Consider the following 12,919-nt stretch of genomic DNA (forward strand, 5'->3'; position numbering starts at 1 on the left):
CCCACCGCCACTCCACCCTCCGCTGCGGCACCCTCCGCACCGGCCCGGACCAGCGGCGTCCCCACCGCACGACCCACCCGCCACGAGCGCACGACTCACCCGTCCCCAACGCATGACTCGCGCGTCACGAGCGCATGACTCGCCGGCGAGCGGTGGGTCGACCCGGGCGAGTCATGCGTCGGCGACCCGAGAGTCCAACGCTCAGGACCCGAGAGTCCGACGCTCGCGACGCGTGAGTCCTGCGTTCAGGACCCCCGAGTTCTGCGTTCGGGAGCCCGGAGGCGGGCGAGGGGCGCGCTACGTGCTCCCGTACCCGCCCCGCAGGTCTGCGGACAAGCGGTACCGGTACGGGACGGCCCCGATTGCGCAGGTGAGGGACTTCCGCTGTTCCGACCGAGCCGGGTGGTTCGGTTCCGGACATGTCTTCGGTCACTGGGCGGACAATTGTCGTGAACACTCCTCGCGATTAGCGTAACGCCGCGTTCGGAAACACGACGATCGACCGAGGAGAACACCGGAACGGGCTGCGGGCCCGTCATCAAAAAGGCGAATGGAGACCCCGGCCCCATAGGTGTGGCCTATCGGTCCGTCGCATCCGAGCAATTACCCATTGACCTCCTGTTAACACATCTGACCAGGTGTCGGCCCCGCACGCGGGGTCGAACCCGGTCCGTCCCCTGCTGCCCGGAACGGGTCGAGGTGCCATGCGCTCCCTATTGCTGTTCGACGGTCTCGGTGGGAACAACGACACTTTGATAACAACCCTGCGAACGTTGCGCGCACGTCCCGAGAACACCGCGTTCTTCACCGCGGTGCAGTACGCGCTGGACGCCGCCGCCGAATACCTCGGACCGGTCGCGCTGCCCGGCGGGCTGCCGCTGGAGAAATGGCTCGACGGCGTCGACCCGCCCGCCCTGGACTCCACGGCGGCCGGCGCGTGCGTCCACGTGCACCAGCTCTGCCACCTCCAGCCGGCCGCGTGGGGCCCGGCGGACGGCGTCGTCGCCGCGCTCGGCCACAGCATCGGCCTGCAGGCCGCCGTCGTCGCGGGACTGCGGCCCACCCGGCTCGACGAGTTCCTGGACCTGGTCGCCGCCTCGGTCAGGCTCGTCGTGGTCAGCCTCGTCCGCGCCCACCAGGTCGCGCCCGACCCCGAGCCGGACCCGGCCCTCGTCGCCGCCTACCGGGGAAGCAGGGGCGCCGCGCCCGGCCCCATGGCGTCGGTCACCGGCATGTCCCGCGAGGAGCTCGACGACCTGCTGACCGGCACAGCCGACACAGCCGACACAGCCGACACAGCCGGCGCACCCGCCACCACCGTCACGCTCGGCCTGCTCAACGCGCCCACCGCGCACGTCCTCAGCGGACCCACCGCCGCGCTGCTCGCCCTGCGCGCGGCCCGCCCCGAGTTCGAACGCCCCGGCGTGACCTGGGCGTTCCTGCCCAACACGATCCCCTTCCACACCCCGGCCCTGGCGCCCGTGGTGGACCGGGTGCGCGCCGACGCCGACTTCACCGGCCCGTGGCCCACCCCCGACCGGCTCGCGATCCCGGTCTACGCCGCCGACGGGCCGCGCAACCTCCAGCACGCCGACGACCTCGTGGACGAGTACCTCCGGCAGGTCTTCGTCCGCCCCATCGACTGGGCACCCGCCGCCGGCCACGCCGTGGCCGACGCCGAGGTGACCCGGATCCTCGACTGCGGGCCCGGCGCGGGCGCCCGCCGCTTCACCCGCGAGTCCCTGCGCACGCGGGTGCGCTTCGAATCGGTCCGACCACCCCGCCGAGTTGGATAGGAGAACCGCCGTGCAGTGCCTTCTCTTCCCGGGCCAGGGCGTGCAGCGCAAGGGGATGGGCGCGGAGCTGTTCTCCCGCCACCCCGAGGCCACCGCCCTCGCCGACGACATCCTCGGGTACTCCATCGAGGAGCTGTGCCTGCGCGACCCCGAGCGCCGGCTGCGCGACACCCGCTACGCCCAGCCCGCGGTGTTCTTCGTCAACGCCCTGCTGGGCGTCGAGCGCACCGCCGAGCACCCCGGCCACGCCTACTTCGCCGGCCACAGCCTCGGCGAGTACAACGCGCTGGTCGCCGCGGGCGTGCTCGACCTCGCCGACGGGTTGCGGCTGGTCAAGCGGCGCGCCGAGCTGATGTCGGGCATCACCGGCGGCGGCATGTCCGCCGTGCAGGGCGTGCCCGCCGCGTTCGTCCGCCGGGCGCTGGTCGAGACCGGCCTGACCAAGGTGTTCGTCGCGAACCTCAACGCCGACACCCAGACCACCATCGCGGGCGACCGCGCCGAGCTGGCCGTCGCGGGCAAGGCCATCGCCGCGCTGCCGGGCTCCCGCGTCGTGCCGATCAACGTCAGCGGCCCGTTCCACACCCCGCTGATGGCGCCCGCCGAGGCCGAGTTCCGGGCCGTGCTCGCCGAGTTCGACTTCCGGCCCGCCACCACCCCGGTCGTCTCCAGCGTCACCGGCGGCCTGTTCGACGGCCCCGACCTGCTCGCCCGCCAGCTGTCCGCGCCCGTCGAGTGGGTGGCCGCCGTCAAGACCCTGCGCGCGGCCGGCGTCACCGACTTCGACGAGGTCCACGGCCAGACGCTCACCTCGCTCGTCAACAAGATCCACTGAGGGGAAAACACCCATGAACCAGGACATCGCGGTGGTCGGCCTCTCGGTGGACGTCCCCGGCGCCACCGACCTCGACTCCTTCTGGCAGCTGATCAGCACCGGCACCAGCACCAGCCGCCCGTTCCCGCCCGACCGCGCGGAGAAGCTCGCCGAGTACATCCGCTACCAGCGCGCCACCAGCATCGACCCGCTCGACGAGCCGGACATCGACTACCACAACGGCTACTTCCTCGACGTCGTCGACCACTTCGACCACGCCGCGTTCGGCATGAACCCCCGCCAGGCCACGCTCACCGACCCGCACCACCGCATGGTGCTGCGCGCCATGTACCTGGCGTTCGAGGACGCGGGCTACTCGCTGGACCGGCTGCGCGGCAGCCGCACCGGCGTGTTCGTCGGCTTCGCCGTCAACCCCGGCTCCACCTACCTCGACTACATCAGCCGCGTCGACCCGTCGGTCGGGCAGCAGGCCATCACCGGCAACATCCCGGTGATGCTGGCCAACCGGCTGTCGCACCACCTGGACCTGCGCGGCCCCAGCATGGTCGTCGACACCGCCTGCTCGGCCACCCTCGTCGCCGTGCACCAGGCCAAGAACGCCCTGCTGGTCGGCGACTGCGACATGGCCGTCGTCGGCGGCGCGCGCATCGTGTTCGCCCCGGTCAAGCACCGCCACTCCAACATCGGCATCGAGTCCTCCGACGGCGTCACCCGCACCTTCGACGAGGCCGCCGACGGCACCGGCTTCGGCGAGGGCTCCGGCGCGGTCGTGCTCAAGCGCCTGGACCAGGCCCTCGCCGACGGCGACCAGGTGTACGCGGTGATCAAGGGCAGCGCCGTCAACCACGACGGCAACACCGAGGGCATCACCAACCCCGACTCCGACTCGCAGGCCGACCTGCTGCTGGCCGCCTGGGACAACGCGGGCGTCGACCCGCGCACCATCGGCTACTTCGAGGCGCACGGCACCGCCACCCGCGTCGGCGACCCCATCGAGCACGAGGGCATGAAGCGGGCGTTCGCCAAGCACACCGCCGACCGCGGTTTCTGCGCCGTCGGCACGGTCAAGGCCAACGTCGGCCACCTGTTCGAGGGCTCCGGCGTGATCGGCCTGATCAAGGCCATCGCCGTGCTGCGCAACAAGGCAATCCCGCCGCAGGCGAACTTCGGCACCCCCAACCCGAAGCTCGACTTCGCCTCCGGCCCGCTCTACGTGCCGACCGAGCTGGCCCCGTGGGAGCCCGACGGGCCGCGCCGCGCCGGCGTGAGCGCCTTCGGCCTGGGCGGCGCCAACGCGCACGTCGTCGTGGAGGAGTTCACCGCCGTCGACGACCGGCCCGCCTCCGCCGGCGAGCACCTGTTCACCCTCAGCGCCGCCACGATCAAGTCCCTGGTCCGCACGGTCGAGCGCCACGTCCGGTTCATCGACGCCGGCGGCCTGGACGGCGTCGACATCGCCGACGTCTGCCACACCTCGCAGGTCTCGCGCGGCAGCCACCGGCACCGCGTCGCCGTCACCACCACCGACGCCGCCGACCTGCGGCACAAGCTGGTCGAACTGCTCGCCGAACGCCCCGCGCCGCTGCCCGACGGGCCGCTGGGCGACCAGGGCCGGGCGTTCCTGCGCGGCGGCGTCGTCGACTGGCGCTCCCTGCTCGGCGACCGGCGACCGCGGATCGTGCGCCTGCCGTCCTACGCCTTCGACGAGACCCTCGCCTGGGTGCAGTTCCCCGACACCTGGCGCGAGAACATGAACATCGCCACCACCGACGAGCGCCACCCCGTGACGCACGACGTGGAGTTCCAGGAGACCACGCCGGCGCCGCCCGCCGCGCGGCCCGCCACCGTGCTGGCCCTGGTCGACCCGGACACCGACGCCGAGGCGGTGCTGACCGCCGCCGGCCTGGGCGACGTGCGCTTCCTGCGGATCGGCGAGGACGTCGACCCCGGCACGCCGTTCGACCCGACCGACCCCGCAGCCCACGAGCAGGTCGCCCGCGTCGTCGGCGACGGCGTCACGCACCTCGTGCACGCCCTGGCCTTCGAGGACGCCCCGGCGACCGACGTCGCCGAGGTGCAGCGGCGCACCGCCAAGAACCTCGACAGCCTGTTCCTGCTCACCAAGGCGCTCATGGCGGCGGGCGTCAAGGTCGACCTCGCGGTGCTGACCAGGGGCGCGGTGTGCGCCGCCGACGGCGACCCGGCCGTGGTGGAGAACGCCGCGCTGGTCGGCTTCGGCAAGGTCGTCGGCCGCGAGTACCCCTACATCAAGGTCAAGCACGTCGACGTCGACCCGGCCGTGCCGCCCGCCGCGCTGCGCGCCGAGGTCCTCACCGAGCAGTACGGCGTGTTCCTGCTGCGCGGCGACAAGCGGCTGCGCGAGGTGTTCGTCGAGGTCCCCGAGGTGACCGGGACCGAGGCCCGCGACTACCTCAAGCCGGACGGCACCTACCTGATCACCGGCGGCACCGGCGCGCTCGGCCTCGCCGTGGCGAAGGACTTCGCCACCGCCCGACCCGGCGTGACGCTCGCCCTGCTCAGCCGCTCCGGCGTGCCGCCGCGCGAGCGGTGGGACGACCTCACCGCCGTGCCCACCGGCTCCGCCGCCGCCAAGCGCGTCGAGGCCGTGCGCGAGCTCGAAGCCCTCGGCGCCACCGTCGTCGTCCTCGCCGCCGACGCGGGCGACCCCGACTCCCTCGCCGGGGCCGTCACCGCCCTGCGCCGCGACCACGGCCGGGTCGACGGCATCGTGCACGCCGCCGGCCTGCCCGGCGGCAGCACCGTGATGTTCCGCCGGACCGAGGACTTCGACCGCGTCGTGCGCGCCAAGCTGCACGCCGCGTTCGTGCTCGACCAGCTCACCGCCGACGACCGGCCGGACTTCATCGCCCACTTCTCCTCGGTGGCCTCCGTCTTCCCCGCGCCCGGCCAGGCCGACTACGCCGCCGCCAACTACTACCTGGACAACCTCGCCCGGCACCGCGCCGGCGGGCCGACGCACGTCATCGCGCTCGACTGGGTCGCCTGGAAGGAGATCGGCATGGCCGTCGACTTCGGCACCAACGGCGACACCATGTTCAAGGCGCTGCCCACCAAGGTCGGCCTGTCCGTGCTCGACGCGGGCCTGCGCTCGGACCGCTCCCGGCTGTTCGCGGGCGAGCTGAACTACCGCGGCGAGCTGATCCACCTGCTGCGCTCCTACGACGTCGCCCTGTCGCCCGACATCGAGGTCAAGGTGGAGAAGGAGATGCAGGCGCTGGAGCAGCGGCTGCTCAAGGCGTCGGAGAAGACCCGCGCCACCGTCGCCGCCGTGTCCGTCGAGCTGGAGGGCCGCCCCGGCGGCGACTACAGCGACACCGAGCGCACCGTCGCCCAGTGCCTCGCGCTGGCGTTCGGCTACGAGACCCTCGACGTGGAGGCCGACTTCTTCGACCTCGGCGGCGACTCCATCATGGCCGCCACGGTCGCCGGCACCATCGCCGTCTGCCACGGCGTGAGCTACGACGTGGCCGACCTGCTCGCCGACCGCACCATCGCCGAGATCGCCTACCACGTCGAGGACCTCGCCGACTTCGCCGCCACGGAAGTCGCCTGATGACCGACCTGACCACCGGGCCGCCGCTGCGCCGCGTCCTCGGCTTCGCGCTGCCCCTCACCGCCGCCAACCTGCTCCAGCAGGGCTACGTGCTGGTCGACAGCATCGTCGTCGGCCACTACGTCGGCGTGGAGGGCCTGGCCGCCGTCGGCGCGGCCGGGCCGCTGTTCTACCTGCTCAACGCCATGTTCATCGGCCTGGGCACGGCGTTCACCATCCGGCTCGCGCACCTGCGCGGCGCGCAGCAGGACGGCGAGCGGCGCGGCGTCGTGCTCTCGCTGGCCCTGCTCACCGCCGTGTGGTCGGTGGGCTGCGTCGTGCTGGCCACCGTCCTCGCCCGGCCCGTGCTCGGGCTCATGGGCATCCACGGCCCGCTCGCCGACGCCTGCGCGGAGTTCATCGGCGTGCTGTCGCTGGGCTTCCCCGGCCTCTTCGGGTCCGCCGCGGTCAGCGCCTACCTGCGCGGCCTGGGCGACTCGCGGGCCGCGATGTGGGTGGCGGGCTTCGGCAGCATCGCCAACGCCGTGCTGGTGATGCTGTTCGTCGCCGGGCTCGGGATGGGCGTCGGCGGCGCGGCCCTGGCCACGGCGATCGCCGCCACCGCCGCGCTCGTCGTCGGCCTGCTGCACGCCCGCCGCGCCTACCCGGTGCCCCGCACGGGGGACCGGCCCGCCGTGGCGCGGGAGCTGCGCGACGCCGTGCGGCTCGGGTTCCCGCTGGCCAGCCAGCACATCATCCTCGCCCTGGGGATCATGGTGCTGGTCTGGATCATCCAGGCGTTCGGGCCGGTCGTGCTCGCCGCGTTCACCGTCGTGTCCCGGATCGAGCAGTTCACCGCGATGCTGTTCCTGGACCTCTCCGGCGCCGTCACCGCGTTCACCGCGCAGAACCTCGGCGCGCACGACCCGGCGCGGGCCCGGCAGGGGCTGCTCCAGACCCTCGGCCTGACCGTCGCGCTCACCGCCGTCGTGTCCGCGGCCGTGCTGCTCGCCCGCGGCCCCATCGCCGCCGTGTTCACCGACGACCCGGCCACCCGCGACCTGACCGAGCGCTACCTGCTGATCATCTTCCCGTTCTTCGCCCTCTACACGGTCATGGTGGTGCTGCACGGGCACCTCAACGGCTCGCGCCGCACCACCGCGCCGCTGGTCTGCACCGTCATCGCGTTCGTCGTCGTGCAGATCCCGTTCGCCTACCTGCTCAACGGCGTGTTCGGCATCGAGGCGGTGATGTGGGCGGTCGTCGCGGGCTGGACGGCCGGCCTGACCTACTCGGTGCTGTGCCTGCGCCGCGTCCTGTTCGACCGGACCCCCGAGGTGGTGCCGACGTGATCACCGAGAGCGCCGCCCGGGTCGAGTTCCACGGCGGCCGGGCCCGCACCGGCCCCGTGACCTGGGGGCAGCAGGGCACCTGGGACGGCATCCACGGGTGGCTGCCCGAGATCAAGCCGTTCTTCTTCCTCACCAAGTGGCTGCCCGTGCCGCTCCTGCTGGAGGTCGGCGACGTGCTCGACGTGCTCGGCGAACTCGTGCTGCGGCACGAGTCGCTGCGCACCCACTTCCGCACCAGCCCCAACGGCGAGGTCACCCAGGAGGTGCTGGGCTCGGGCACGCTGCCGGTGACCGTGCACGACCGGCCCGCCGACGACCCGGTCGAGTTCAGCGACGTCGTGGCCACCTGCTGGCGGCGCGGCAGCGCCACCCCGTTCGACCACGACCGCGAACTGCCGATCAGGCTGTCCGTCGCGCTGCACGAGGGCATCCCGGTGCTGGTCGTGATCGTCTTCTCGCACCTCGCCGCCGACCACACCGCCACCGACCTGCTGGCCGCCGAGCTGACCGCCCTGCTCCAGGCCCGCGTCGACGGCGTCCCGCCACCCCCGCCGCGCCCGGCGCTGCAACCGGTCGACATCGCGCTCGCCGAGCGCTCGCCCGACGGCCAGCTGCTCGGCGTGGACGCGCTGCGGCACCTGCGGGCCGCGCTGGACCGGATGCCGCCCGCCACCCCGGCCCGCGCCGACCCCGGGTCCCCCCGGTACGTGGGCGCCGACCTGGAGTCCGACGTCCTGCCGGTGGCCGTGCGCGCCGCGGCCCGCCGGTACCGCGTCACCACGTCGGTGCTCCTGCTGGCCGTCACCACCGCGCTGGTCCGCTGCGCCTGCCCCGGACCGCTGCACCGGCTGGACGTCATGCAGGGCAACCGCGCCACCCCCGAGCTGATGGGCAGCGTCACCACGCTGAACCAGGTGGTGCACACCGTGGCCGACCTGCGCGCGGACTCCTTCGCCGACCTGCTGGGACGTGCCGCGCGGACCATGTCCGACGCCCGCGCCCACGCCCGCTACGACAACCGGGCGGCGGCCCAGGTCGTCCGCGCGTGGGGCGGCGTCCTCGAACCGGGCACCCAGTTCAACGACATGTGGTCCACCCTGCCCCGGCCGCGCGGCACGGCCCGCCCCGACCCCGGCGCGACCGAGCTGACCTGGCCCGCCACCTCCGACGCCGAGAACATGCTCCTCTACCTCGACGTGCGGGGCACGCCGGAGCGGATGCGGCTCGGGCTCATGGCGGACACCGCGGTGCTGCCGCGCCCGGAGATCGGCGGGTTCCTGCTGGCCTTCGAACGGGTCGCGGTGGAACTGGCCGAGCACGACGTGCCGCTGGAGCGGATCGGGGAGCTGTTCGCCGAGCAGGCCGGGAGGGTGGACCGCTGACCAGGGCGCGGGGGAGCGGTACCGCCGGCCGCCCCCCGCGCCCCGTCACCGCCTGCGCTCGCCCCACCGGCGCATCAGCTCCAACGCCCGCAGGCCGACCGACGGCAGCACCGCGCCCGCCCGCGCCACCCCCGCCCGCCACGGCGGCACCGCCCGCACCAGCCGCCGGCCGTCGAGCATCGACACCGCCGCGTCCGCCACCCGCGACGCCGACAGCAGCGAGACGTTCGCGAACAGGATCGCCGAGCCGGGGTCCGGCCGGACCTCGCGCACCATCGCCGTGTCCGCCACGTCCGGGCAGCAGGTCAGCACCCTGATCGGCACCCCGGCCCGCCGCAGGTCGCCCTGGAGCCCCAGGCCGAAGTTCAGCACGCCGGCCTTCGTCGCCGCGTACAGCGCCAACCCCGGCACCGGCCCGTAGGCCGACATCGACGCGATGTTGAGCACCGTGCCGCCGGTGGCCCGCATCGCCTCCACCGCGACCAGGCTGCCGTGCACCACCCCGAGCAGGTTCACCTCGACCAGCCGCCGCACGGCGTCGTCACCGTGCTCCCACGCGTCCCCGGTGACCAGCACGCCGGCGTTGTTCACCCACAGCGCCAACCGCCCGATCCCGGCGGCCACCCCGGCGACGGCCCGGTGCGCGGCCGGGTCGCGCACGTCCGACACCACCCCGTGCCCGCCGATCGACGCCGCGACCTCGACCACGGACCCGTCGACGTCGGTCAGCACCACCTCGTACCCGCGTCCCCGCAGCCGCCGCGCGACCTCGAACCCGAACCCGCGCGCCGCCCCGGTCACCACCGCCACGTCCACCCGGACCACCCTATGGCCTGTCCGGCGGCGGGTGCCGGCTGTGGCGGACGCAGGCTGTGGCGGGCGCAGGCGTCGCCCCGCTCCGACCCCACCTGCCGAACGCGCCGCAGGAGATCAGCGACGGGCAGGTCTCAGCCGTACCGTTCGACGAGTGCGGTGCCGATCGAGGCCAAGTGGTCCCGCACACCCCCGGGGCCGGTCACCTCGAGCCATTCGACCAGCCCGGCGAGCTCGCCGGCGAGCGCGTACTCGTTGTAGCCGCGGATCACGACCTCGATGCGGCCGTCGGGCGCGGGACCTCCGACCTCGAGCCGGTCGCCGAGCACCATCCGGAGCCGCGCCATCCCGTCGGGTGCGCAGGTCGCCCGGATCTCCAGGGGCGTCCGCCTGCGTTCGACCTCGTCGGCGATCTCGCGCCAGCTCTCGGCGAGGTCGAAGTCGTCGGGTCGCTGCACGGGATCACCGGTCGGGTCGGCGGACGACACGCGGTCGACCCGGAAGGTCCGCCGGCCGGCGTCGGTGTTGCAGACGAGGTACCACCACGGGCCTTTGGCGACGATGCCCAGCGGGTGGGTGGTCCTCTCGGTCTCGGCGCCGTTGCCGTCGACGTAGCCGAGCCGCACCTGGACGCCGCGGATCACCGCGTCCTGGAGCTCGTCGAGGAAGCGGGGCGGCGGCCGGTGCTCGACCCGGCCCGACCCCCACCGTCGCGGGTCCACGACCAGCGACGACGCCGCCGCCTCGGCCTGCACCCGGAAGGGCTCCGGCAGGGCGCGGACGAGCTTGCGCAGCGCCGCTTTCACGGCCGGCGTCGCAGCCGAGGCCGGGCCGGCGACCAGGAACAGGGCGCGGGCCTCGCTCGCGGTCAGCCCGGACAGGTCGGTGCGGGCGCCGCCCACGAGGCGCCAGCCGCCGCCCCGGCCCCGTGTGGAGTAGACGGGCACGCCGGCCATGGCCAGGGCGTCGAAGTCACGGCGGGCGGTGCGCTCGGAGACCTCCAGCTCCCGGGCGACGGCCGCCGCCGTGAGCTGCTCGCGCTGTTGCAGCAGCAGGAGGAGGGCCATCAGCCGGTCGGCTCGCACAGCGCCAACACTCCCACGGGAAACCGGTCATGGGGTGACCTGTTTCGGTCGGCACGATGGCGACACGACCGCATCGGCCGTCAGCCGCGCCGACGCCGATGCCCCGAACGACAGAGAGGAAGTGCGATGTTCGATCCGACCGTCTTTCCCGAACCCGCCCTCGTGCCCGTCAACGGTGTGGAACTGGAGGTCTTCGAAGCGGGACGGGAGAACGCGGGAAGGCCCATCGTGCTCTGTCACGGCTGGCCGGAGCACGCTTTTTCCTGGCGCCACCAGGTGCCGGCCCTGACCGCGGCGGGCTACCACGTCATCGTCCCCAACCAGCGGGGCTACGGCAACTCGTCCCGTCCTGCCGAAGTGACGGATTACGACATCGAGCACCTGTCGGGCGACCTCGTCGCCCTCCTCGACCACTACGGCTACGAGGACGCCACCTTCGTCGGCCACGACTGGGGCGCGTTCGTCGTCTGGGGCCTGACCCTGCTGCACCCGGACCGGGTGAACGGCGTGGTGGCGCTGAGCCTGCCCTACCAAGAGCGCGGAGAGGTGCCCTGGATCGAGTCCATGGAGGCCGTGCTCGGCGCCGACTTCTACTTCGTCCACTTCAACCGGCGGCCGGGCGTCGCAGACGCCGTGCTCGACGAGCACACGGCCCGGTTCCTGCGCAACATGTTCCGGAAGAACCAGCCCCCGACACCGCCTCAGCCGGGTATGGCGATGATCAACCTCGCCAGGGCGGAGACGCCCCTCGGCGAGCCCGTCATGAGCGACCTCGAACTGGCCGTCTTCGTCTCCGCCTTCGAGTCGACAGGCTTCACGAGCAGCATCAACTGGTACCGCAACCTCGACCGCAACTGGCGCCTGCTGGCCGACGTGGACCCGGTCGTCCGGCAGCCCGCGCTCATGGTCTACGGCGACCGTGACGCGGTCCTGAGGTCCGAACGACTGACGGAGTTCGTGCCCGACGCGGAAGTGGTCGGCCTGGACTGCGGCCACTGGATCCAGCAGGAGAAGCCGGACGAGACGAACCGGGCGATCCTGGAGTGGCTGGACCGGCGGGCTGCCGCCCGCGGCGTGCCCGGTGGGCGGCAGGACCCGATGGGTGTCAGGATTCCGCGGGCCGGGAAGCCAGCCACAGCGCGTGCTCGCGGTTGACCGCCTCCTCGGCGGAGGCCACCGCCGCGGCCCACCCGTCCTCGTCCACGTCGCGCAGCTCGTCGTCCACCATCGCCAGCTCCCGCGCCGCCGCCGCGTACGTCGCCGCCAGCGCCGAGTGCCGCCTGAGCCCCATCCACGCCGCCCCGGCCGCCACCGCCGCCGCCAGCACGCCCGACAGGTCCAGCTCCCACAGCCCCAGCGCGCGGCAGCCGGCCAGGCCCAGCGCGACCAGCTCCCCGACGATCAACCCCACCCGCCAGCGCAGCGCGAGCCGGGCGTTGTCCCGTGCCCTGGCCGTGTACCAGGACTTCTGCTCCCGCACCCGGTGCTGCCGGTAGGCGGCCCGCCGCTGCTCGAACGGCAACCCGCGCAGCTCCACCATGCGCTCGGTGGTGTACGGGTCGTCCGCCGCCAGCGCCACCCGGTCCCGCCCCCGCGCCAGCACCTCCCGGACGCGCGACCGGAGCGCCGTCCGCGCCGCCCGCGCGTCCAGGTCGAGCGGGAACGGGTCACCCGCCACGGCGAACCGCCACGCCAGCGTCTTGACCCCCTCCGCGACCGCCCGCCCCCGGTACCAGTCCTCCTCCGGGTGGGTGAACGCCAGCACGACCTCGACGAGCAGCGCCAGCGCGAACCCCAGCACCGCCACGACCGCCCACACCTGCACCGCCCCGAGCTTCCAGCTCAGCGCGCCCCCGAGCGCCGCGAGGACGGCCCCCACCAGCCGCAGCCGGTTCCACCGCAACGTGCGGTCCCGGCCCACCGTGGCCGCCCCGTCCGCGTCGCGGTAGAAACCGGGCAGGTCCGCATCGGTCATCCGTCCCCCGTCGCCGAGCCGGGCACGACCGCCGCCCCCACGACGGCGCGCACCCCGACCCGACGATCATCCCACCGCACCGCTCCCGCCCGCCACGACGAACCGCA

General features: G+C 73.6%; 9 protein-coding genes. 6 read left to right on the forward strand and 3 right to left on the reverse strand.

Annotated features, from left to right (window positions below):
- The first annotated feature begins 773 nt into the window (after positions 1–773).
- The 5 genes from ACR807_RS20565 to ACR807_RS20585 are packed head-to-tail and all read left to right on the forward strand — an operon-like array spanning position 774 to position 8,939.
- Positions 774–1,796 carry a hypothetical protein gene (locus ACR807_RS20565; protein ID WP_438922983.1) on the forward strand — a complete coding sequence of 341 codons (1,023 nt, stop codon included), beginning with the start codon at positions 774–776 and terminating at the stop codon, positions 1,794–1,796.
- Positions 1,797–1,806: 10 nt separating this feature from the next.
- Complete coding sequence (locus ACR807_RS20570; protein ID WP_438922984.1) at positions 1,807–2,631, forward strand: ACP S-malonyltransferase; 825 nt, start codon at positions 1,807–1,809, stop codon at positions 2,629–2,631.
- 13 nt (positions 2,632–2,644) lie between these two features.
- Positions 2,645–6,226 carry a type I polyketide synthase gene (locus tag ACR807_RS20575; protein WP_438922985.1) on the forward strand — a complete coding sequence of 1,194 codons (3,582 nt, stop codon included), beginning with the start codon at positions 2,645–2,647 and terminating at the stop codon, positions 6,224–6,226.
- On the forward strand, positions 6,226–7,557 hold the full coding sequence (locus tag ACR807_RS20580; protein ID WP_438922986.1) for an MATE family efflux transporter: 1,332 nt from the start codon (positions 6,226–6,228) through the stop codon (positions 7,555–7,557). The genes ACR807_RS20575 and ACR807_RS20580 overlap by 1 nt, the downstream gene beginning before the upstream one ends.
- Complete coding sequence (locus ACR807_RS20585; protein ID WP_438922987.1) at positions 7,554–8,939, forward strand: amino acid adenylation domain-containing protein; 1,386 nt, start codon at positions 7,554–7,556, stop codon at positions 8,937–8,939. The genes ACR807_RS20580 and ACR807_RS20585 overlap by 4 nt, the downstream gene beginning before the upstream one ends.
- Positions 8,940–8,984: 45 nt before the next feature.
- Here ACR807_RS20585 and ACR807_RS20590 read toward each other — a convergent pair whose 3' ends face one another.
- Positions 8,985–9,755 (reverse strand): SDR family NAD(P)-dependent oxidoreductase, encoded by a 771-nt coding sequence (locus ACR807_RS20590; protein WP_438922988.1) that lies wholly within the window; start codon positions 9,753–9,755, stop codon positions 8,985–8,987.
- Positions 9,756–9,886: 131 nt separating this feature from the next.
- Entirely contained in the window at positions 9,887–10,837 is a 951-nt protein-coding gene (locus ACR807_RS20595; protein WP_438922989.1) for a helix-turn-helix transcriptional regulator, read from the reverse strand.
- Between the two features lie 126 nt (positions 10,838–10,963).
- On the opposite strand from ACR807_RS20595, the gene ACR807_RS20600 reads away from it, so the two are divergent.
- Positions 10,964–11,992, forward strand: a complete 1,029-nt coding sequence (locus tag ACR807_RS20600) for an alpha/beta fold hydrolase (protein ID WP_438922990.1) — start codon at positions 10,964–10,966, stop codon at positions 11,990–11,992.
- Here ACR807_RS20600 and ACR807_RS20605 read toward each other — a convergent pair.
- A complete protein-coding gene (locus ACR807_RS20605) occupies positions 11,943–12,812 on the reverse strand; it encodes a DUF4231 domain-containing protein (RefSeq protein WP_438922991.1) in 870 nt (289 codons plus the stop codon). The two genes, ACR807_RS20600 and ACR807_RS20605, sit on opposite strands and share 50 nt — an antisense overlap.
- Positions 12,813–12,919 lie beyond the last annotated feature (107 nt).

The sequence above is a fragment of the Saccharothrix sabaoui genome (assembly GCF_051756985.1).
Lineage (GTDB): Bacteria > Actinomycetota > Actinomycetes > Mycobacteriales > Pseudonocardiaceae > Actinosynnema.

What these genes read in the sequence shown, in the direction of transcription:
- ACR807_RS20575 (WP_438922985.1), top strand. Translation starts at nt 2,645, where the DNA reads ATGAACCAGGACATCGCGGTGGTCGGCCTCTCGGTGGACGTCCCCGGC.
- ACR807_RS20580 (WP_438922986.1), top strand. Translation starts at nt 6,226, where the DNA reads ATGACCGACCTGACCACCGGGCCGCCGCTGCGCCGCGTCCTCGGCTTC.
- ACR807_RS20600 (WP_438922990.1), top strand. Translation starts at nt 10,964, where the DNA reads ATGTTCGATCCGACCGTCTTTCCCGAACCCGCCCTCGTGCCCGTCAAC.
- ACR807_RS20605 (WP_438922991.1), bottom strand. Translation starts at nt 12,812, where the DNA reads ATGACCGATGCGGACCTGCCCGGTTTCTACCGCGACGCGGACGGGGCG.